The 22,508-nt window shown below is 45.2% G+C and carries 20 protein-coding genes and 1 tRNA gene; 8 read left to right on the top strand and 13 right to left on the bottom strand.

Features of this window, described 5'->3' with window-relative positions; genetic code table 11:
• Nucleotides 1–831: 831 nt before the first annotated feature.
• The gene (locus tag BM265_RS16005) at nt 832–1,125 is read right to left on the bottom strand and encodes a hypothetical protein (protein ID WP_074962999.1); all 294 of its coding nucleotides are present in this window, start codon (nt 1,123–1,125) and stop codon (nt 832–834) included.
• Nucleotides 1,126–1,315: 190 nt separating this feature from the next.
• On the opposite strand from BM265_RS16005, the gene BM265_RS16010 reads away from it, so the two are divergent.
• Both BM265_RS16010 and BM265_RS16015 read left to right on the top strand, forming a co-directional pair.
• Nucleotides 1,316–1,507 carry an Arc family DNA-binding protein gene (locus tag BM265_RS16010; protein ID WP_013499311.1) on the top strand — a complete coding sequence of 64 codons (192 nt, stop codon included), beginning with the start codon at nt 1,316–1,318 and terminating at the stop codon, nt 1,505–1,507.
• Nucleotides 1,504–1,899 carry a hypothetical protein gene (locus tag BM265_RS16015; protein WP_013499310.1) on the top strand — a complete coding sequence of 132 codons (396 nt, stop codon included), beginning with the start codon at nt 1,504–1,506 and terminating at the stop codon, nt 1,897–1,899. Before BM265_RS16010 ends, BM265_RS16015 begins: the two co-directional genes overlap by 4 nt.
• Nucleotides 1,900–2,093: 194 nt before the next feature.
• On the opposite strand, the gene BM265_RS16020 is transcribed toward BM265_RS16015, so the two are convergent.
• The 5 genes from BM265_RS16020 to BM265_RS16040 all read right to left on the bottom strand — a co-directional run bounded on the left by BM265_RS16020 (nt 2,094) and on the right by BM265_RS16040 (nt 3,764).
• On the bottom strand, nt 2,094–2,441 hold the full coding sequence (locus BM265_RS16020; protein ID WP_074963000.1) for a phage head closure protein: 348 nt from the start codon (nt 2,439–2,441) through the stop codon (nt 2,094–2,096).
• Between the two features lie 39 nt (nt 2,442–2,480).
• On the bottom strand, nt 2,481–2,948 hold the full coding sequence (locus tag BM265_RS16025; RefSeq protein WP_207646997.1) for a DUF6291 domain-containing protein: 468 nt from the start codon (nt 2,946–2,948) through the stop codon (nt 2,481–2,483).
• Nucleotides 2,949–2,964: 16 nt separating this feature from the next.
• Nucleotides 2,965–3,258 carry a hypothetical protein gene (locus BM265_RS16030; RefSeq protein WP_074963002.1) on the bottom strand — a complete coding sequence of 98 codons (294 nt, stop codon included), beginning with the start codon at nt 3,256–3,258 and terminating at the stop codon, nt 2,965–2,967.
• A gap of 6 nt (nt 3,259–3,264) precedes the next feature.
• A complete protein-coding gene (locus tag BM265_RS16035) occupies nt 3,265–3,444 on the bottom strand; it encodes a helix-turn-helix domain-containing protein (protein ID WP_074963003.1) in 180 nt (59 codons plus the stop codon).
• 134 nt (nt 3,445–3,578) lie between these two features.
• Entirely contained in the window at nt 3,579–3,764 is a 186-nt protein-coding gene (locus tag BM265_RS16040; RefSeq protein WP_074963004.1) for a hypothetical protein, read from the bottom strand.
• Between the two features lie 198 nt (nt 3,765–3,962).
• Between BM265_RS16040 and BM265_RS16045 the strand changes: the two genes are divergently transcribed.
• Nucleotides 3,963–4,637 carry a helix-turn-helix domain-containing protein gene (locus BM265_RS16045; protein WP_207646998.1) on the top strand — a complete coding sequence of 225 codons (675 nt, stop codon included), beginning with the start codon at nt 3,963–3,965 and terminating at the stop codon, nt 4,635–4,637.
• A 136-nt stretch (nt 4,638–4,773) separates the two neighbouring features.
• The gene (locus BM265_RS16050) at nt 4,774–6,171 is read left to right on the top strand and encodes a tyrosine-type recombinase/integrase (protein WP_074963006.1); all 1,398 of its coding nucleotides are present in this window, start codon (nt 4,774–4,776) and stop codon (nt 6,169–6,171) included.
• Between the two features lie 185 nt (nt 6,172–6,356).
• On the opposite strand, the gene BM265_RS16055 is transcribed toward BM265_RS16050, so the two are convergent.
• A tRNA-Leu gene (locus BM265_RS16055) sits at nt 6,357–6,440 on the bottom strand.
• A gap of 344 nt (nt 6,441–6,784) precedes the next feature.
• On the opposite strand from BM265_RS16055, the gene BM265_RS16060 reads away from it, so the two are divergent.
• Complete coding sequence (locus BM265_RS16060) at nt 6,785–7,129, top strand: type II toxin-antitoxin system PemK/MazF family toxin (RefSeq protein WP_074963007.1); 345 nt, start codon at nt 6,785–6,787, stop codon at nt 7,127–7,129.
• A gap of 165 nt (nt 7,130–7,294) precedes the next feature.
• Nucleotides 7,295–7,534 carry a hypothetical protein gene (locus BM265_RS16065; RefSeq protein ID WP_074963008.1) on the top strand — a complete coding sequence of 80 codons (240 nt, stop codon included), beginning with the start codon at nt 7,295–7,297 and terminating at the stop codon, nt 7,532–7,534.
• Nucleotides 7,535–7,644: 110 nt separating this feature from the next.
• Here BM265_RS16065 and BM265_RS16070 read toward each other — a convergent pair whose 3' ends face one another.
• Nucleotides 7,645–11,334: a cache domain-containing protein gene (locus BM265_RS16070; RefSeq protein WP_074963009.1), complete on the bottom strand. Its 3,690-nt coding sequence runs from the start codon at nt 11,332–11,334 to the stop codon at nt 7,645–7,647.
• A gap of 370 nt (nt 11,335–11,704) precedes the next feature.
• Between BM265_RS16070 and BM265_RS16075 the strand changes: the two genes are divergently transcribed.
• A complete protein-coding gene (locus BM265_RS16075) occupies nt 11,705–12,691 on the top strand; it encodes a Gfo/Idh/MocA family protein (protein WP_074963010.1) in 987 nt (328 codons plus the stop codon).
• Nucleotides 12,692–12,936: 245 nt separating this feature from the next.
• Here BM265_RS16075 and htpG read toward each other — a convergent pair whose 3' ends face one another.
• The gene (htpG, locus tag BM265_RS16080; RefSeq protein WP_074963011.1) at nt 12,937–14,829 is read right to left on the bottom strand and encodes a molecular chaperone HtpG; all 1,893 of its coding nucleotides are present in this window, start codon (nt 14,827–14,829) and stop codon (nt 12,937–12,939) included.
• 274 nt (nt 14,830–15,103) lie between these two features.
• Here htpG and BM265_RS16085 point away from each other — a divergent pair, with 274 nt between their 5' ends.
• Nucleotides 15,104–16,123, top strand: coding sequence for a CPBP family intramembrane glutamic endopeptidase (locus BM265_RS16085; RefSeq protein WP_074963012.1), 1,020 nt, complete (start codon nt 15,104–15,106; stop codon nt 16,121–16,123).
• Between the two features lie 119 nt (nt 16,124–16,242).
• Here BM265_RS16085 and BM265_RS16090 read toward each other — a convergent pair whose 3' ends face one another.
• The 4 genes from BM265_RS16090 to BM265_RS16105 form a co-directional block, all read right to left on the bottom strand.
• Nucleotides 16,243–18,015, bottom strand: a complete 1,773-nt coding sequence (locus BM265_RS16090) for a dynamin family protein (RefSeq protein WP_074963013.1) — start codon at nt 18,013–18,015, stop codon at nt 16,243–16,245.
• The gene (locus tag BM265_RS16095; RefSeq protein ID WP_074963014.1) at nt 18,012–18,992 is read right to left on the bottom strand and encodes a M48 family metalloprotease; all 981 of its coding nucleotides are present in this window, start codon (nt 18,990–18,992) and stop codon (nt 18,012–18,014) included. Before BM265_RS16095 ends, BM265_RS16090 begins: the two co-directional genes overlap by 4 nt.
• 45 nt (nt 18,993–19,037) lie before the next feature.
• The gene (locus tag BM265_RS16100) at nt 19,038–21,182 is read right to left on the bottom strand and encodes a dynamin family protein (RefSeq protein ID WP_074963015.1); all 2,145 of its coding nucleotides are present in this window, start codon (nt 21,180–21,182) and stop codon (nt 19,038–19,040) included.
• 484 nt (nt 21,183–21,666) lie between these two features.
• Nucleotides 21,667–22,500 (bottom strand): hypothetical protein, encoded by an 834-nt coding sequence (locus tag BM265_RS16105; protein ID WP_074963016.1) that lies wholly within the window; start codon nt 22,498–22,500, stop codon nt 21,667–21,669.
• Nucleotides 22,501–22,508: the final 8 nt, after the last annotated feature.

Consider the following 22,508-nt stretch of genomic DNA (forward strand, 5'->3'; position numbering starts at 1 on the left):
CTCGATACCAAATTTTCTATTTTTTATCCCATCAAAATTTCCCGGCATTCTTTCACCTCCGTTCTTTAAAATGTAAAAATAAAAAAAGCCCGAATCAGGTGTTCTCACATTTCGTGAAAAGCACCAAATTCGGACTGAAAAGTTTGTGAAATATTTTGTTGTAAATCGTGTGTTTTTTCTCTCAAAAAAACTCTTTCACTCATCCAAAAATGCTCCAAAAAAGAGTTCAAATCCTGTCCAACGGCATTTGATATCCAAAATCATCTTCGGTTTTCATAAAAAAAATTTTTGTTTCAGGGCAACAAAAAAGCGCGTAAATACGCGCTTTTAAGTGAAATCATCTTTTTTGACTTCATAAGTTGGTGCGGCAAACGGGACTTGAACACTCGGAGATTTGAAAAGTGATGTCAAGTAATGTCAAGCAAAGCCCTATTTTGCGCGGCTTTATGCGTGTTAGTGTTAAATAACGTTTAGCGTTTTATAGTACAATTTATTGGATTTTTGACACTTATAATGACCAAATAATGACCAAAAATAAATCCAATTTATTGTACAATAGCATTTCAAGCTATCAGAGTTATTTGGTAAGCATAGGGGCAGGGGGTATCTGAAAACTTTTCAAAAGGGTAAGACAACGGTTGCCTGCTCACGTGTGAATTTTCTTAAAATCAAAAGGGGGATATAACCCCTTATATCAAATCATCAAAAAAGCGCGTAAAATCTAAGTTTTTGGGGGCTTTTGGCTTTTGATTTCCTTTCATATATAGAGAAATCCCCCCGACAAACTGTTAATGTCAAGGGGAAATAATTATGTTATATGCGGTCTAAGGGCTAGTGATCTGTGATGTTATCCAGTATTTCAGCAGTTCTTTCTATTTCCTCTATTTTATCAGATAAGATACTTAATAAGCCTGATACTGTGTTATGATTTTGTATGATGCTACATATAATTCCGTAAGCATTATCGTTTTCGGGTTTTCTTAGTTCAGAAGGTTGCAATATCAGGTCGAAGTCTGCGGTGTTATCCATTTTTCCCAATACCCATATTGATTCAATTAACGCTTTGGCTTGTTCGCTGTCTGAAATCAAAGTATGATAGGCATTTGCAATTTCAGTACTGTTCATTATGATTCTTCCTTTCATGATCTTATGGTCAAAAGTGATTTAATGTATTTTATTATACATAGTATTACGTAATACGTCAATATTATTTTTTGACAAAGTATCATTTTTAGTATTACGTAATATTGTAAACAATATGTATTGTGTAATATAAAAAAATCGAGTATAATATGTCTAGGTGTGAGGTGATAGTGTGGACAAGCAAAAGCAGATCAAACGGCAGAATAAATATGTTGCTGAAAAATATGATAGATTTACCGCCACATTTCCAAAGGGCATGAAAGAAGAATACAAGCAACACGCAGAAAACAAAGGCAAGAGTTTGAACGGTCTTATTAATGACCTCTTGAAAGAAGATATAAAAAAGGACGGTGACACCGAATGACCATAATCAAATACCCCTCAGAGAACGATGTTAACACAGCTATATCCGAGAAAGAACCTTTGCTTGTGCTTATATCCTTTGACGGTAAAACAGCAATAGTCAGTCAGATAGATGAAGCTATGGAACATCACATACTGCTTGCAAAAGCAGGCTTCCCGAGTACGGATATTGACAAGTATTTCCGAATTGTGCTTGATGAGGACGGCGCTGACTGGACTTTCGTTTGTCCGCCTGATTACAAGGGCATAGCAGACAAGCAGCGTAGAATAACAGCTTTCTACAAAGACGGCTTTGCAGTGATATCAGATGCACTTTCAGAGCTGGGCTTTATGGTGGGTATAAACATACCGAAAAGATACCGCAGACACTTCGATTATATGATGAGCGAATAACGCAAAAGCAGGTCACAGCGATTATTTCACCACTGTAAGACCTGCTCTTATTATAAGACTACATACAAGCTCTGTGTGACGTTAGCATTGTAGAGAATACAACATTCAGTCATAAGCCCGTAGAAGCTCACAGCGTTGTTCTGTGTGCATCTGAAAGCATTTTGATATCTGTGCATATTCTCATAAGCACGCTGCTATCTCAGTGAACCGTTCTGATCGAAACATACCGCAGTTATGTTTAGCTGTTCATTCAGCCCCTTGTAATTGTCCACGAATAGTATGTGATAGATATCACCTTTCCAGATGATGCGATATTTAGTCGTGTCGATCATAGCAAGCTGCTTACTATACCTAATTACAAATTCAACCTGAGCTTTGACAAGCTCCTGCCTAGCATCGTAAAATGCTGTACCCGTAACATTTGCAGCCGCCCAGCGTTTACATATCATTGTCCAGACCTGCTCGGGATTTCCTCTATCATCTTTATCAGAGGTCAGCTGCTGTATTTCTATCCGTTGATTAAGGGTTGCAATGTCTATCATTATAATCAGCTCCTTATTATTCAGAAGAACACAGCAGGCTTATGCCCGCCGTGCGTTCTGCTCAATACGTTCTCGTGCTTCTAACAGTCTAGCATGAAGTGCTGCCTGCACTTCCTCGACTTTCTCGTTATCTTGTCTTCTCTTATCTTCTCCAATATCGTGACCTGTCATATCCATATCCTCATCATTTCCTATCGGTGACGAATGGAGTACATCTGTTATCGGTCGTTCACGTTCGTTAACGACTGTCATCGCTTGTTCACAATTATCTGACTTTGTATCTTTAATCCCGCCGCTCCTGTTTCGTTTATTTTGTTCACACCGCTCCATATACTTCTCATCATCGGCTGCAATCGCATCGATCATCGTATGGTAGATAGCACTAAGTGCAGGGTTATCAAATGATCTGACCTCGCCATCACAAGCAAAAGCGAAAAGCCCTTTGATAAGCAATTCGCACGATTGAGCATCTAAAAATTCTACCAGAGGGCGCCAGTTCTTGTACATAATAAAAGATTTGTGCTCAGCTATTATCCTCACCCCAGTTCTCCAAAAGTTTTCTCGCAGCCCGCAAAGAGTGCGATATTTTATTTGCGCGTCCTGTTTCCCGAAGTATGTACGCGGAAAGCTCCGCAGCTGATGCAGGTTTGAAAAGCCCTTTATGCGATGAGCAGATGACCGCGCCTGAATTTCGCAGCTTTTCAAACAGCTTCTGCCGCTCGCGGGCGGTCAGATCAAAGCGGGCGCATATCTCATCGCCGCGAACAGCGTTCTGCTCACCAATCGGAATGAAATCTAGTATCTCCGCATACTTCACACCAAATCACCCCCTCTCCAGAAATTCAATGACACGGTCAAGGTTCAGAAGTGCTTTCTTACCGCAGTATACCGCAGGGATAGCGCCTGATTTAACCCACTGCCGCAAGGCGTAGACAGGCACATTAAGTTCCGCCGCAGTTTCTTTGATCGTTCTCATTCTCGGGACGGGTCTATTGTTTTCCAAAATGATCTCACTTTCTCCCCAGAAGGGGTTGCGCTTCCGCCCGAAGTATGTTATAATGAGGACGGAAACATTTTCTAAACAAACGAATGTTTTTAGCAGGCTTGAACCTGCCCGCCGTCTGAGTGCTGCAACACTCAGGCGGTCTTTTTTTCTGCCTTGATTTCCGCAATAGCAGCATAGAAAGCTTTGCGGTCAGCATCTGAAAGCTCGTGGCGCATCTTGCGAATGATTGTATTCTCGTGTACGCCCAGCTTGTCAGCTATGCGCCAATACGCGATTTTTGCCGCTTTCAGTTCTGCTCTAAGTTCAGAATTACTCATGATCTCCCCCCCTTTCAAAAATAAATTCTGTGGTGGTGTTGACAAACCAATCTGACCATGTTATAATAATGGTGGTAATGATTGTTGACATTTATTATTATACTGCAACGTTCGATAACTGTCAATATCTGTTGCGTATTTTTTTAGAATGCAACAAATTTATACATCACTGAGAAAGGATTGTATTTTATGCAACAGATGGAAAACGTTTTTCCTGAAAGATTAAAAAAAATCATGGAAGATGAACACATAACACAAAGCGACCTTGCAAAGAAAATCGGGGCTACCAGACAATCTATATCAGCATATCTAAAAGGCGATCGTAATCCAGATATAATAGTGTTAAAAGGATTAGCAGATGTTTTGTCTGTTTCTTCTGATTATTTAATAGGGCTGTCTGATTTTGAAATCAATGACGGGGATATGCAAGCATTTTGTAAAGGAACAGGTCTTTCCGAAAAGGCTGCAATCATTCTTGATACTTTATTATCTGATAGCATTTCTCAAATAATTGAAAGTCCGAATTTTGAAAATCTTCTTATGAGAATAGACGAAGTAAAATCCTCTAGTGAATCGTTTTTTAAAGATATTGAAAAGTTCGGTCTTGAAAATATGCTTGATTTATCTGATATTGTTGATTTGAATAGATACAGAGCAATAAAAGAGTTTGAAAGTTTATTAGATAATTTTGATATGAGATATTTACGTAAATCAGAGTTTGAAGAGATACAAAAACAACATTTGACTTTAGTATCTGATAACAGAAAACAAATAGAAGAATTATATAAAAAAAGTAAAGAAGAAACAGACGAAAACGAAAGGGATAAAATTCTCAAAGATATTATCGAACTAACGATAAAAGATACAAAATAATAAAAAAACCGCCCCCGTGCTGCAACACGAAAGCGGTTCATATTAACTCACCCCGAAGGATAAGTACTCTCACAGTATTATTATAGCATTATTCCTTTCGGGTGTCAACTTAATACATCGAAAGGAATGTGATTAAATGGCACACATCGACAAAAGACCAAACGGCTCATACCGAATAAAGGTGTTCTGCGGTTACTCTGCTGACGGAACTGCTCAGAAAACACAAAGCATGACATGGAAGCCCCCGAGAGAGGGAATGAGCGACAAGCAAATAGAAAAGGCAGTTAACAAAGCGGCTTTTGAGTTTGAAGAACAGTGCCGCAGGGGTCAGACCGTCAACGCTGAGAAGTTTGAGAACTTCTGTGAAACATGGTTTGAAAACTATGCAAAGCGTACTTTAAAGCAGTCAGGCATTGACCGCTGCCGCCAGTACTGCCCCCGAGTATATGAGCGCTTGGGTCACCTGAGAATAGACAAGATCACTCCCCGAGAAATCGACAACTTTATATTATGGCTCACTCATGAGAATGTCAAGAGTGAAGAAAAGGCAGTCATTAAAATTGACCTGAAAGCAGAACTCAAAAAGAGGAAGCTCACACAAGCACAGTTTGCAGAGCAGGCAGGTGTCAGCGCTCAAACTATCAAATATGCTTGGGACGGTAAGCAAGTCATGCTCACCAGCGCTGAGAAGATAACCGCAGCACTCGGTCAACCCCTTGCAAAGACTTTCGACCGAATAAAGACCGAAAAAGCCCTCACCCCGAAAACTATCAAGAATTATGTATCGTTTATCAGCTCGGTTTTCGATTATGCAATCAAGATCAAGGCGATATCTGATAACCCTTGCAAGAATGCAGTGCTTCCGAAGATACCCCAGAAAGAACATACAATGTTCACGATAGAACAGGCTAAGCAGTTTCTTGATATCCTTGACCTGCCCGAAACACCTGTCAAATATCGTGCTTTCTTCCAGCTGGCATTGTTCGGCGGCTTCCGCAGGGGTGAGATACTCGGGCTTGAATGGTCTGACATAGACTTTGACACGGGCGTGATACATATCCGCAGGACTGTACACTATTCAAAGGAACTCGGATATTATGACACTGAACCGAAAAGCAAAAAGTCAGTCAGAGCGCTGACACTTCCCGAGAACGTCATATTTACATTGAAGCAGCTCCGTAATGACCAGAACTCTCAGCGGTTAATGCTCGGTGATAAATGGCATAATACAGAGCGCTTGTTTACATCGTGGGACGGTCACCAGATGAACGGTGCAAGCCCTTTTGGTTGGCTCACAAAGATTTGTGCAGCTTATGATCTCCCGAAAGTAAACCTGCACAGCTTCCGTCACTTAAATGCAAGCCTGCTTATCAGCTCGGGCGTTGACGTTAAGACGGTGCAAAGCGTACTCGGTCACTCTCAGGCAAGTACAACACTTGATATCTATGCCGCAGCCTTTCAAGATCGTGAAGCTCAGGCGCTGGGCGTGGTTGCTGATATCCTCACAGAGGGTAAGCAGAGAAAAGCAGAATAATGTATCAAATTTAATACATTTCAACAGAGCAGGCTTTAATCGGTCAGCTCTGTTTTTATGTGATTTGGAATATTTCAGGAAACATCTATTATTTTATAAAAAAATGGATAATGACCAAACAATGACCAAAACCCAAAAAAGCAAAATAAAAAAGCCCTGAAACATCGTAGTTTCGGGCTTTTCTTTGGTGCGGCAAACGGGACTTGAACCCGTACGTCAAGGACACACGCCCCTCAAACGTGCCTGTCTGCCAGTTCCAGCACTGCCGCATTGATCTTATCTTTGAGGGAACTGAATTTCACACATTCAGCTTAATTATTATATCATGCAGAGAAGCAAATGTCAAGCATTTTTTTCAAAAAATCCCGATTATATGCTATTTTATATATCACATATTGATTTTTATATAAAGTTTATAAAACCAAACCTAAGACTGAACACGCCTATATCCCAGAAAACACCAGTTTTACAGCCTCAGGGATGCTCTCTGCCCCATTGTCGGCAGGCAGATGTTCAGCATATAATACATCGGGAGAAATTTTCTGCGGGTGAATCATCCCGCGGAAAACGGGAATAATATCCACAGAGATCTTATCCACAAGGAGTGTTTGATATGACCGTTCACAGAGGTGACATTTATTACGCAGACCTCAGCCCCGTTGTTGGCTCGGAACAGGGCGGGCTGAGACCTGTGCTTATCGTACAGAACGATATCGGCAACCGCCATTCCCCTACGGTGATAGCCGCTGCCATAACCAGCAGGCAGGATAAAGCCCGTCTGCCCACACATATCTCTCTGGGGACAGGGTGCGGGCTCTCACGGGATTCGGTGGTGCTTCTCGAACAGATACGCACCCTGGATAAACGTCGGCTGAGGGAGAAGATGGGGCAGCTGGACAAGGGCGCTATGTCCGCAGTTGATTCGGCGCTGTCCGTGAGTTTCGGGCTTGGGGGATAGAAGTTTTGCACATAACCCCCGCGGTGATATTGTTCGCTTTCATGATTTTTATTTTAACTCGGACATATTTCTGCAAGAGTTGTACAAAAACGTACAACTTTTCCACCATTTTCGCTGATAGTGAAAAACGTTTTTCAAAAGTCACTTTACGAAAGGAGCAGAGATATGGTAATAATGAAAGAACAACTCATCGGCATGGGTGAGGACACAGCAGTCTGCCGCATGGAATTTGCCGTTGACAGCGCCGCGGAGATACCCTATCTGGGGGCTTCCATACCCAGGACTATCGCACCGGGTTCTACCGTGTGGGATATTTCCACAGGGGAATTCTACGGCATGAACTCTCAGGGAGTCTGGATAAACCAGTCCACGGGAGAAGCCGTGCCCGAGCCCGAAGACAGCTGAGCAGGACTGACGATACAGCGGCTGACGCCCCATAAAGCCCGCTGTAAATAATGCACTGTAATGCAAACAAGGCACCTCTGCTTATCACAACAGAAGTGCCTTTGGTTTTATCAGTTATTTTCAAAAGCTTTCAGTATTTCTTCCACACCCGCCAGACAGCGCGAGTAATCCTCGATAAAGGCATCGTGATTTCGCATGATATACTCAGTATCACCGTCCCTTGCGGCAAACTCCAGAGCCTTGGCTTTCTCCGAGAGCATCTGTGCGCCTATGGTCAGTGAAGCGCTCTTAACAGCATGGACGTTCACGCGGTAATCATCCCACCGCTTCTCGATAAATGCCGCTCTTATTGGGATGACCTTGTCAGCTTCTACATAACCGTCAAGGGTATCCAGATAGAACTCCCTTGAATCCATACAGTAGCTCAGCCCCACAACAGGGTTGACGTAAACGTTCAGCGAACTCATCTTCTGAAGCTCCGCAAGGGTGAAGCTGTCATTATTTGCCATTTCTTCCGTGTTTGAATTGCCCTGCACCATGGTGACTTTATCCTCAGGCAGATACTTCTTCATGATCTTTTCAAGCAGTTCGCTGTCAATGGGCTTGGTAAGGTAATCATCGAATCCTGAACGGATATACATATCCCTTGCACCTACGACAGCATTGGCAGTCAGGGCGATAATGGCAGTATCCGAATCACGCATACCTTCATCGCATACACGTTTCAGGGTCTGTATGCCGTCCATTCCGGGCATCATGTGGTCCAGGAGTATAACATCATACCTCTTCTCTCTTATCAGCGAAAGCGCCATATAGCCCGATGATGCAGTTTCGGGAACTATGCCGTACATCTTCAGCAGGCTTACAGCTACCTTGATGTTCATTTCGTTATCGTCTACCACCAGCACCTCAGCGGATGGTGCGTAGATATGGGTCTCGGAAACTTTCTCATTTACCGCGCTCCTGCGGATATTATCACCCATAGGTGTCGGGTCTGATATCTTCTGTGGCAGGCTGAACCAGAAAGTGCTTCCCACACCGTATATGCTCTCCACATGGAGCTCGCTGTCCATCATGTCCAGCAGTTTGGTAACTATCGCCATACCCAGACCTGTGCCCTCGATGCTCCTGTTGCGCTGTTCGTCAAGCCTTCTGAAAGATTCAAACAAAGCGCCCATGTCCTCTTCCCTTATGCCTATGCCTGTATCACCGACCTCCACATAAAGCGTTATCTCGTCTTCCCGAATGTACTCTGTCCGCACCGTCAGCGTGACGCTTCCCTTTTCGGTGTACTTAACAGCATTGGTCAGCAGGTTGGATATCACCTGCTTTATACGCATATCATCGCCTATCAGCCTGGCTGGCAGATCAGGGTCGGCATTGACTATCAGCTTCAGTTCCTTGTCAGCCGCCCTTGCCGCTACAGAGGTCACAAGGTCGTTTATCAATGAAGCCGTTGAGTATTCGGCAGGGATTATCTCCATCTTGCCGTCCTCTATCTTAGAGAAATCCAGTATGCTGTTTATCAGCGAGAGCAAAGTTCTTCCCGCACTCTGGATATTGAGAGCATACTCCTTTATGCTGTTATCACTGCATTCACGCAGTATCATCTCGTTCATGCCAAGTACAACGTTTATGGGCGTTCGTATCTCGTGGGACATCTGTGCAAGAAATGTGCTCTTGGCTTCGTCCGCCGCGATAGCCGCATCTGCCGATTCTTTCAGCTGATGGTTCGCCCTGTTCTGCAAAGCTATCAGATGATGCATAAGGATATACACCGTTATCGTACAGCCAAGCAATACCAAAACGCATATGGAGCCGTACACAAGCACACTGCTGTACACGCTCAGCACGTTCCTCAGCACATACACCGTAAAGCCCGATTCCGTCTGGGTACTTGCTATTGCGACCCTGAGCTTGCCATCATAATCGGATATTATCGAAACATCTTTTCCGTCAGGTTCAGCGGAAACATAGGGCAGTTCCGCCACATTGGTCATGTTGTCATCAGTAAGCCTGTAACTGCCGTAGGGGTGGCTTATTATCACTCCCGCTTTATCGGTGATGAAAGCATAGCCGTCTCCCGAATAGCTTGTGCCCAGCAGGTCTACCAGCTTATCCATATAAAAGTCTATGCCGAAGCTTCCTATGTATCTGCCTGTATGGGCATCGTGAACTCTTTTGGCAAAGGTCACACAGTATACACCTGTCTGCTCATCGAAATACGGCGATGATATGCACCATCCGTTCTCAGACTCAGCCAGGTCTCTGTACCATTCCCTGTCCTCAACGTGCCAGCTGTCATCAGGCTCCCAGCCGTTGTTCATTATCACTGGGTGTTCCCATTCCGGATTGACTATATAGCTCACAGAGATATCGCTGTACTGCGAGGTTATATCATCCAGACGCTTTACCGCCCCGTCGTAGTCATCAAGCAGCTCAGGCTCGGCGGATATCATGGAACAGAACATATCCAGTACACTCTTTTCGGCGCTGACCCATGATGAGAGCTTCTGCGAATAACCGTCCAGTTCCTCCCTCATCTGTGATCTTCCCCATCTAAGGGTGGAGGTGGTATTCACGTACAAACTCATGACGAAAACCAGCATCAGCGCGATTATTATGAGCCGCCTGAAATGAACATCTATCATCAGCCCTTTATTGCTGTCCCGCTTACGCTTTTTGGTGTTTTCTTTTTTGACTATGCTGTTATAGGAAACTATCTTTCCTATCATGTCATTCAGCTTCTGAACGCTCTGTCTGATTATCTCGAACTCTTTCCCATAGCCCGCTGTTTTTTTCACGTTTTCAGGACTGGAAGCAGACATTATTTTGTGCAGGGGTTCCTGTAAGCCCACCGTCAGGCTTTTCAGGAATACCTCATTGTGTTCCAGCATCTTGCGGGAGCGCTGTGCCGACCGTGCGGTGTTTACGTACATCACCGCCAGCATGATAAACACTATCAGCGATATGCCTATCATCACCAGCATCTGAATATACGAATTGCGGTACAGCGACCAGTTGTCCTCACTGACGATAAGATACCATCCGAATCCCGACCTTACCGCAAAGAGGTTCTCGCCCTTCTGTCTGACGTGTACCGAGCCGTCGCTGCCCTTTGCAAGGGAGAATATACCGCCATATTCGGGCATCTCTTCCATGATTTCACAGCCCACATAAGATTCATCTGTACAACCTGCGATTATACCCTTTTCGGTGACTATCACAGCTTCCCTTTCGCCCTCGGAATAAATCTTCGATATATGCCTGCGGATATCCTCCATGGTGTAATCCATAGCCACAACAGTCTCGCCGTCCGTCAGCATCACCGATACCGTGTAGCAGATATCCCCTGTTGCCGCATCAATGTAAGGGTCAGTAACGTAGGATTCTCCCCCGCTTCGGAGAGCGCCCTTGTACCAGCTTCTGTCATTTACATCGTAATCGGCGGGAGCATCAAAATCGGGTATGATATACCAGTCATTACCTGCCATATAGACATTATAGCAAACACCGTCAGTCTCCTGATATATCTCGCTCTTATAATCCGTTACCAGCTTTTCCAGTTTATCGCGGTCATCTATATCATTCTGCACCGTCACAGCCAAGCGCATAGCTTTGCTGCGGGCATCGTTTATGGTCTGTTCAAGTTCACGGCTGACTATCTCCAGCCTGCTGCTTCCTGTTTCGTTTGCCTGCTGAGAATTCACGGAGAAGACCAGAGTAATCTCCGATATCATAGCTATCACCAGAAGCACCACAGCTACCAGGAACGCCAGTGTCGCACTGTTTTTTTTCAACGCTCTCACCGCCTTTCGGTTATCATTATCTGTATTTAATTATATCACATCATTTTCATGTTTTCAAGTCCTTTTTAAAGGACAGGGCGTGAAGATCCAAGCAGCCGCAACTATAATTGAGCCGTGAACGACGCAGCCTGATTTGTTCCGTTAACGCAGCTCAGTAAAAGCCATTTCATCCGCCCGATTTTACGTCAGGATCACCCACAAAACATTTAACAAATCCCATTCTTGATCCCGTGGGAATAATATACAAATATATGCATCGGCTGTTGTTAAAAGGGGAAAAATGCGGGAGATAACCTTTACAAGTGCAGGCTAGGTGTGATATAATAAACAAAATAATTATTATCCGAAAGGAGTTTATTTTATGATACGCTGGGGTATAATCGGAACAGGCAAAATAGCCCGTACATTCGCGGCTGCACTTCAAGGACTTGACAACTCGGTGACGGCGGCAGTTGCTTCAAGAACTCTTGAAAATGCACAGAGTTTCGCAGAGGAATTCGGCTTTGAAAAGGCTTACGGAAGCTATGAGGAGCTTGCCCGTGACGAAAGCATCGACATCGTCTACATCGCCACTCCAATGCACAAGCATTATGAGGACACTCTGCTGTGCCTTGAAAACGGCAGGAACGTGCTGTGCGAAAAGAGCATAGCCCTGAACACAAAGCAGGCAGAGGAAATGTTTGCAAAAGCCGAAGAAAAAGGTCTTTTCCTTATGGAAGCCATGTGGATGAAGATGCGTCCCGCATACCTTAAAGTAAGGCAGTGGATAAACGAGGGACGAATAGGCGATATCCGCTATATCAAGGCAGATTTCAACAACTTTATCCCCTTTGATAAGAACGACAGGCTCTTCAAGCCCGAATGCGGAGGCGGCGCTCTTCTTGATCTCGGTGTGTATCCCATCACCTTTGCTGTAGCGCTTATGGGCGAGCCAAGCTCCATCGAGACCCATGCCCACATCGGCAGCTGCGGAATCGATCTTTCAAACAGCGTTACCCTGCTTTACCCCAACGGTGCTTTCGCTTCAACTACCTCGGGCTTTGAGGTACAGAACCGCAACAATGCTGTCATCGCGGGAGATAAAGGCAGCATCACCATGGGCGACTGGTTCTTCTGCTCCCCCGAATGTACACTCTACGATGCCGAGAGCAGGCAGATAGAAGACAGGCTCTTCCCACCTGAGATAAACGGCTACGAATACGAGATAAGAGAAGCCGAAAAATGTCTTGCAGAGGGTCTTAAAACCAGCAGAGCCGTCCCCCCAGAAGAGACCCTCACCATCATGCGCATAATGGACGAATGCCGACGCGTATGGGACTTGAAATTCCCACAAGAAAGCGCGCTTTAATTCATAATTCATAATTCATAATTATTGGCAGAGGGCAAAAGTTAGTTTTGCTGTTGTCCGTCTGCATCATACACAGTTTTCATGCCTTGACAATTTAAGAGCATAAAAAGTGCGCTTACCGCAATCCGCGATAAGCGCATTATTATTTTTCAGAGCATCAAACTCATATATTCGCAATTCTATCGACAGCACACCAAACCCGCGCCCCTGCCAACAATTATGAATTGTGAATTATGAATTATGAATTACTTGATCATCAGTTTGCAAACCAGATTTGCGAACTCAACAGGATCATCGATGGACAGACCCTCTATAAGCAGTGCCTGATCATACAGCAGCTTGGTGTAATCCTTCAGAGTGTCCTTGTCCTCAGCGTACAGCTTCTGCAGTCTGCCGAATATCTCGTGGTTGGGGTTGATCTCCAGTGCCTTGTCTGCCTTTACGCGGTTAGCGTCGTTCTGTGGCATGGAGTTCAGCACCTTCTCCATCTCGATGGATATCATACCGCCGTCGCTGGAAAGGCATACAGGATGAGATTTCAGCTTCTTGGAAAGACGTACCTTGTTAACCTTGTCAGCGATAGTCTCCTGCATAAAGGCGAACATATCCTTGTTCTCCTCGTCCAGCTTCTTGACCTCTTCCTTCTCTTCCTCAGTGTCAAGGTCAACGTCAGCATCGCTAATGGACTTGAAGGTCTTGCCGTCATAGTTCAGCATTACTTTCAGGCAGAAATCGTCAACGTCCTGAGTCATGTAAAGCACTTCGTAGCCCATATCCTTGATCTTCTCGATCTGGGGCAGCTTGTCGATACGCTCCTTGGTCTCGCCGCAAGCGTAGTAGATGTACTTCTGATCCTCTTTCATTCTGGATACGTACTCTTTCAGAGTTACGCTCTTGCCGTCCTCGAATGTGGACTTGAACAGAAGCAGGTCTTTCAGAGTATCTATCGCAGCGCCGTAGCTCTGGTAAATACCGAACTTGAACTGAAGACCGAATACCTCAAAGAACTTCTCGTACTTCTCACGGTCGTTCTTCAGCAGCTTTGCCAGCTCGTTCTTTATGGACTTCTCAACGTTCTTTGCGATTATCTTTACCTGTCTGTCCTGCTGCAGCATCTCACGGGAGATATTCAGCGAAAGGTCTTCACTGTCAACTACACCCTTTACAAAGCTGAACCAGTCAGGCAGAAGGTCTGCGCACTTATCCATTATCAGCACACCGCTGGAGAACAGCTGCAAGCCCTTTTCATAGTCCTTTGAATAGTAATCGAAAGGAGCCTTTGAAGGAATGTACAGCAGAGCGTCATAGGTAGCTATACCCTCGTTCTTGGAGTGGATATGAGCTATAGGCTCCTGATAATCCATGAACTTCTCGGAATAGAACTTGTTGTAGTCCTCATCTGTCAGCTCGCTCTTGTTCTTCTTCCAAACAGGTGTCATGCTGTTGAGGGTCTCTGTCTCGATGGTAACAGTAGGCTCTTCGCCCTCCTCAGCGTAGTTTGAATGTTCAACATCCATCTTTATGGGGAAACGGATATAGTCCGAATACTTCTTGACCAGCTGCTGTACGCGCCATGTCTCGCAGTACTCCGAATACTTCTCGTCCTCGGTATCCTCTTTCAGCACCATTGTGATGACAGTACCCGCAGTCTCCTTCTCAGCAGGCTCGATGGTGTAGCCGTCAACACCGTTGGACTTCCACAGATATGCCTTGTCACTGCCGTAAGCCTTTGTCAGCACACGAACTTCCTTGGCTACCATGAAAGTTGAATAGAAACCTACACCGAACTGACCGATGATATCAACGTCCTCACCTAGGTCATTATCTGTCTTGAAAGCAAGAGAGCCCGACTGTGCGATAGTACCCAGATTGTTCTCCAGCTCTTCCTCAGTCATACCTATACCGTTATCCTCAACAGTAAGGGTCTTGGCTTCCTTGTCAGCCCTGATCTGTATAGCAAAATCGTCCTTGTTAAGACCTACACTTGTATCGGTCAGGGACTTGAAATACAGCTTGTCGATAGCGTCGCTGGCATTTGAGATTATCTCTCTCAGGAATATCTCCTTGTGAGTATAGATGGAGTTTATCATCATATCCAGAAGTCTTTTGGACTCCGCTTTGAACTGCTTGGTTTCCATTATATTTCAGCTCCTTAATTTTATTTTGAAAATATTTTAGCACTCAGTGTATCCGAGTGCTAAATATATTATACCTCATATATACAAAATTGCAATAGGTTACACAAAATATCAGTTATTTATTTACATTTTAGAAATATTCAATCAAACAGATAATCTTTTAAACTGTATGGCAGGTGATGTATAAGCGCACCCGCGCGAGGGCAAGGGCTTTACTTTTGGTTAAAAATGTGCTATACTGAATTTATATATCCATAAAGGAGCTGACATATATTTGAACAACGAAGTTATCTATATACAGCAAGACAGCGGCGACAAGTTCAACTCACTGAAGATAGACTGCCTTAAGCTCGGTGTCATGCTGATACTATACAGAGTCTTTCTTTCATTCATGAGCATAGTGGGCATCATCGTCACCTGCCGTGTGCTCTCCGGAGAATTCCATTCCTACAACGGCGCGATAGACGTGCTGAAAAGCGATTACAAGGACAAGATATCCACTTCCACATACTCGATGCTTATGAACTCATCGCTGACGGCTTCAGCCCTTGTGCTCACCCTGCTCTTCGGGTGGATAGTGCTTGGATTCAGCTTCCGCGGCTACCTCAAGCCATCGGTCAACGGTGCAAAAACAGGCGTAAGATACTTTCCAGCCTGCTTTGTGATGAATATAGTAATGTCAGCCATAGTGGCAATATTCGTGAGTTTCATGGATACGGCAGGCGTTACGATACCCGAAGCTGATTTCTCCATCAACGAACCATCAAAAATGGCTGCGCTGACGCAATTCATATATACTGGCATTGTGGCACCGCTTGTTGAGGAGATAGTCTACCGCGGAATGATACTCGGTGCGCTTTCTAAGTACGGTGAGTTCCCTGCTGTATTCTTCTCGGCGCTGTGCTTTGGTCTTATGCACGGAAATATCCCCCAGGCAACAGCCGCTTTCGGCACTGGACTTATGTACGCCTGCATAGCAGTCAGCTGCGGATCGATAATGCCATCGCTGATAATACACTCGATGAACAATATCGTCGTGAGCTACCCGACCATTGGTAAAGCTGCGGGATTCGCCTATACTTCCACCATCAGCAGCATATTGCAGATACTTTCCGCAGTTATCGGATTCTATGTTCTTCTGACAAGAGCAAGTGCATTCAGAACCGCAGATAACCAGACACAAAGCGAGAAAAAATCGGTCATGAAGACCATATTCACCAGACCTGCTGTCATCATCTATCTGGTGATACTGATCGTAAGAATAATCGACGGCCTGGTTGAAAGCAACGCATAAAGCAATGCAGTGTAAACTGCCAAATAAGCATTTCAACAACAAAAGATCGAGCGTATGCAACTAATGCATACGCTCGTATTTTTGTTATTGCCTCTTTGGCATTCTCCTCTTGTTTGCTATTATGCAGGCAGATTTGCATCCAATATCTGCTTTGGTGCTTCCAGACGTTTCAATGCATCCGCAAGGGTTGCAAGCAGTTCGCTCTTATCCTCGTTATCCATCATTTCCTTAGCCTGGTCGATGGCATTCCTGCTGAGCTCCACCTGATACTGGTAAAGGCTTTCCAATCTTGATATCGCCTTGACTTCAAGATCCTGATAAACAGTCTTGATATCCTTGACTATATTTATACGTATCTCGTCGTAGTTTTCCAGGGCGATATCGATGATATCGGTCTGCTTTTTCTTCTTCATTATAAGTGAGAAAGTACTCATAGCGGCAGGCGAGAAATTCTCGCTGGTACCAAAAAGCTTTACGCCCATAACGCTTCTGGTGACGTTCTTGTTGGCGGACTTCATCAGTCTGTCAACAGACGGCGCTTTGCTTACCTCAGCCACATTGGTGATACCAAGCGCCTGAGCAAGTTCGCGGCTCATTTTATCGGTAAGCTCGGTTATAGCGTCTCTATGGCATTCGATACAGGTACGGTAAGCCTCGCTGACCTTCTCCATCAGAAACGAATAGAAGTACTTCTCTATATCCTCAGGGGAGTAGATATCCTCGCCCATCTCGTCCTTAGCTCTGCATTCCAGTATACTTGTTCTCAGCTTTGCAAAGAACTCATACATCCATGTTTCGGCTTCCTGCTGCATTTCAAGTATGGAAAGATGCAGCACAGGCTTTCTCTTTTCAAGCTCTGCTGCCAGCTGTTCGCACTTTTCCTCGAACTCTCTTGCCTTGTCTTCAAGCAGCTGCTTGTCCATATCAGCCATATCGCTTATCATGCGCAGACGCGAGCTTATCTCCGCGTGCATACGGTCAAGCATCGTCAGCACACGTTTGGAGCGTATAACGTCCTTCTGCATGATGATATCTCTTTGCAGCGAAAGCTCAAACTGGAAAAACTGGGTCTCATAGAACTCTCTCGTGCCCTTGTCTTCGGGTCTTTCCTCGCCCAGCTTACGCTTCAGCTCGTCACCGCCGCTGATGCCGTATACAAATGCATTAGGCACTATCCTCTCGGATATTCCCCTGAACCTGCGCATTATCTTCTTGACATCTGCCATGGTGTTGAGAGCGTCTATCATATTCACCAGCACATAAAGCATACCGAACCTCTGGGGCGATACGTGTGTTGCCAGAAATAACTGTTCACTCTCTGAGAATGGCAGCAGACAGCTTGCCGCATACATTATAGCGTCAGCATTCACGATGTAGTCCTGAACCTGCTTGTCAAGGCTCTCCAGGTCAGAAAGACCGGGAGTATCGACTATCCTGATGCTTTTCAATATCGGTGCATTGTCCTTTATCTGCACACAGCTTATCTTCGCGGGGAAGAGTTTCATTCTCTTCTCCAGATTTTCTCTCGTGATATCTTCAAGTACCAGCGGCACTCTCTGACCGTTTTCAAGTATAGCCTCAACGGTCTGGGTATGTCCGAAGGATATCTCGTTGATGGTATAGGTCTCGGGAGTGACATTTATAGGTGCCAGCTTCTTGCCAAGCAGCGCATTGATTATGGTGCTCTTGCCGCGCTTGAAGTCGCCCAGTATAACCAGTGTGAAAGGCTCTTCGCACCTTTTATCTACCAGAGCCCTGAACTCTTTCAGATGCTCCACGCATTCCCTGCCTAATATCTCAGCTATCTTATCATCTTCGATTATCTCGCTGAGCTGTTCTCTTACGGCGACTATATTCTCGTCGGAAGCCATAAGATTCTCATTCTCTCTCATAGCTGACCTCCGTTCCCGACGATGACGCTAGTGCGCACATCACAGATCTGCCCGCTCTCAGCGTGACCCTCTATATCCACAACGTCCTCACGCCATGAATAGAGTGTCTTGCAGTACAAGAACTCGTTGCTTGCCAGCAGACATCTCTCGATATCCGAAAGATTCTTGCTTATGCTGAGATTTCTTGAAGCGCTGCCGTGTATCTGCTCGCTCAGCTTACTCATCTCGTCAAAATTTATACCGGGCTCTGAACGTCCGTAGAAATCCACATAGCCCTTGCGGTACAGCCCGCACATGATATTCAGGTACTGACCCGGCTTATCAAGGCATATCATGCCTGCACGGTTTGCTGTAACGTCTGCATACTTTACCCACTGTACCAGTGCCGAATACAACTGACTGCCGATGGTCTGTGTATAGAACTGCTCGATCGGTCTGTATACATCATTGTTCGTTTTAAGGTAAGTGTATGCCATATTATATGTACAGTGATTGTTCTGCACTCTGCCGCACTCGCTTCCCATCAGCAGCATGAGTTCGTCATCACTGCAGAACTCCACCAGCTGCTTTGTAAGCACTATGCACGGCTCAATAAGATCACTGGCTATGGAATACGCCAGCGGTCTGTCCATGTCCTCACGGACAAAAACTATGGGTACGATAAGCTCCAATCGCTCCGCACACTTTCTAACTTTATCATATATCTCGGGATATTTCAGCGGACCCACCTGATCGCACTTTACGAACAGATGCTTCGCTTCCGCCGCGATATCCTGTGTATTTACCGCCTTGAACAGCTTAGCGCTGCCCCCCAGACTCATTATCTTCTGCCTAACCGCAAAGTCGGACTCAAAGGCATAATCAAGACTGCCGTCCACCATATGGCTCTGGTACGATCGTGTATAGGCTTTCAGGTAAGAACGAAACCCCGTATCGATCTGAAGAAGCGGATTCCCTTTCGCATTTATCTCACTCATCGAGTGTCCTCCCTTATTGGAATGTTCTGCGCATCCTCATCTTCATTATTTCTCGGTATTTTCGCTCTCCTCGGGCTTTTCAGCTTTTTCGGTCTGCTCAGGCTGCTCTTTCTTCTCGGTCTTTTCGGGCGAGGAATTGGTTATACCGATCTCGTCGTTGAGCACCTTTCTTACAGCGTAAGCATCCTGCACCAGCTTGCTGGCTGTCTCAGCGATAACGTGAAGTCTTTCCATCTCCTTCTGTGATACCTCGGACTTCTCCGCCTTGAGATCGTTGAGGTTATCCAGTGTTTCCTGTGTATCTCTCAGTATGATCTCGGTCTCTTCCTCAATCTTGCTCTTGATGCTGTCGAAGGAGGAGAATACCTGACGTCTTACTGTCTCGGTGAAGTCGTTGTTGAGCATCATCTCGTGGAACTGCTTCTTGACATTAGCCTTGAAGTTGGTCTTGTACTTGTCGATCCTCTCCTGTACCAGTATCTTGTCAACTGCAAAGTTTGAAGTGAAAGTACCTGCGATGCCTGCGAATGCCATCATTACCAGAGTGATGGGCAGACCGCCTGTCAGACCAAAGAAGCCTGCAAAGAACATAGCAGCATAGTAGGTAGCATAGAATCCTGCGAGACCTGTAGCACCGCCCAGCAGCGCTCCCTTTACGCCTGATTCTCTGAATCCCAGATATACGCCGCCTACGCCGTACATACCGGTAGCGGCACCTATCACCTTATCCAGTGTACCGCCGTTGGAAGATACTCTGTCGGATACTGCAAACATTCTCTGGATAGTTGCAACACTCTCAAAGAACTCGTCCTCGAATTCCTGCAGTCTCTCGGTCTCACCGCTAACAGCCTGGTTGATGCTGTTCTGTATCTGCTCACAGATTATCTGCGCTCTGGCTTCCATGCTCTCCTTGATCTTCTCGGTGAGCTTGGAGCTTACCAGCTTCAGCCTGTCCTTTTTGAAGTCATCGGAAGACATCTGGAAGTTGTCGATGACTTCCATAGCTGCTTCCTCGATATTGCTCCAGTAATTATCAAGCACGGGACGCAGATCCTCGAACACCTTATTAGCAGCGTCGTTGATCTTTACGAACTCAGAACGCTTCATATTTCTTATCTCGTCGATCTCCTTGATGGCAGCGTCGTACTTCTCCATGAATTCATCGTTAGCCATCATCAGGGCATTTTCCTGCATTACTATTGAACGCAGTATCTCAGTACCCGAATTGGTGATCTTGTTTGCAAGTATCTGAAGTGTGATAACACCGCGCTCCTGTGTCAGCAGAGTTTCCAGAGCCTTTTCAAACTCGGGGAAATTAGACTGCTCCAGCAGTTCCTTATCGCCGATGGTCTTTGCAGTCAGGGCACGCTTCGCGTACACGCCGATAACTCTCGGTGTGCCTATCTTTCTCTTGTATACGGCGAACTCACGGCTGTCCTCGCCCATGACCTTCTTCGCCTTTTCCATAACGTACTTGCCTATACGTGTACGTACTGTCTCGACTATCTTGTTCTCATCGTCCTGAGTGAATGTGCCGAAGCAGTTTACAACGAATATGATACGTCCCACATCGGAGGTCAGCATCTTCTTCTCCAGGAACTCCTTCTCAAACTGCGAGAAAGGAGAGTTCGCGCTTATAACGAATACAGCGGCATCTATCTTGGGTATGATGGACATGGTAACATTGGTCATCTGGTCATCATCGTTAAGACCGGGAGTGTCGATTATATCCACGTTGTTGCGGCAGAATTCGGTATCGTAGTATACTGTTGCTTCCTTTACCGTTTCCGCCTTGCGCTCGGATTCGCTGGTAAGCTTTGTAACGTACTCCTCCAGCCTGTCTATCTCAACGCGCTCGGAATCGCCGTTCTTGTATTCGACCTGAACGTAGGGCTCGGTACTGTACGTAACTCTGTTAAGGGTAGCAGTCGCAGGCAGAACATCGGCAGGCAGTACCTCCTGACCGAGAAGTGCGTTGATAAGCGTACTTTTACCTCTCTTGAACTCACCGACGATAGCGACCTCGAAATGCTCGTCCTTAGCCTTTTCGAGCGTTTCCTTTATGGATTCGGCGGTATTGACCAGCGCTATCTCCTCGCTGAGCTTCAGAAGCTCCTGCAGATCGGCAGTAAGGTTCCCGACGGTTTCCTTATAGCCCGCATAGCTTCCGTAATTGATCTGCTTTTCCATGGATAGACCTCCGTTTAAAAATGATTTGGATATTATATAGTAAACGACATATTTATTTCTAAATTCAGTGCTTGCAGACGCTGCGATTTTTGTGGCTGTGAGCACTGAATGTCGTGAAATTTATGTTGTTTACTATAAACTGCCGCAGCCGTCCCCGAATGAGCGTCACGGCAAACAATTTTACATCACTATAAATTATATCACAACCGAGCTTATCAAGTCAATATTTTATCAAAATGTGTACGAATAATTACACATTTGCACAAAACCCCGCCCCTCTTTTACAGCATATTGACTAACCGTTTTCTGAACGATTCGGCACATTTAGCATTTTATGCCATCTGCCAGACCCAACAGGTAGTATCTCGTGCAAAAATTCGCCGCAGAGCTGTACTGCGGCGATCTATATTCTCATAATATTTGAAGCTGCCTCGAGCTGTTACTGCCACGATCCGTAAGAATGACAATATAAGCGGTCATCTGATCATTTTTGTTTCTTCCTCATCAGCTGCACAAAAAAGACCGTTCCCACTATCCAGAAACAGTTATGCATCGCGATCCTTTCGAGAACAAGCGTAATTTTTTCATCATAAACATTATAATAAGGCACGATATAGTATTTAAGATCACAAACTATATTTGCTACACTACATAAACTCAGCACAATATAGAACGCCGTTTCCAGCCAGCGATTATGGTGTTTATTTGTGAGAAAATACAACATCACTGGTATCAGCAACAGCCCCGAGAGAACTGACCCTAAAAAGAGTATAGTTTCCGTTGAATCGTTATCATTCCTCTTTGAGACTTCCGTGCAGGTCAGTTCACCTGTTTTTGCATCTACCGCCACTGCAGTTGCTACCGCGAATTTGTCCTTGCGAAGCAGATCAAACTCCTCGCTGACCCACTTCACCTGACATTTATCATCGACCATTGCAACGCAGGCTGTCTTGTACTTTTTACAAAATAATACACGTTCAATGTCGGATCCGAAGCTCAGTACAGTTGTATTGCCTTCATGAATGACTCCGACTGCTTTGCTTGTATTTTTTTGTTTATGATAATATCCGACATCCATTATCCTCTCCGCGATATACTGTCCGTCAATTTCGTACTTTCCTATTTCCGAATTATTCAGATAAGCATCCTCGGCATCGCTGACTTCATTATCCTCCTGAGGTTCAAGCATCACAAACATTTCCCAGCCCTCAGGCATATTCTCGCTGACAAACTTCAATTCCGAATATGACTGACAACCGCCAAGTATACATACCGTCAGAAGCACCAAAGCCACTATCATAAATTTGTATCTTCTCATAGTTATCC

The organism is Hominimerdicola alba (genome assembly GCF_900112155.1).
Taxonomy (GTDB): Bacteria; Bacillota; Clostridia; order Oscillospirales; family Ruminococcaceae; genus Hominimerdicola; species Hominimerdicola alba_D.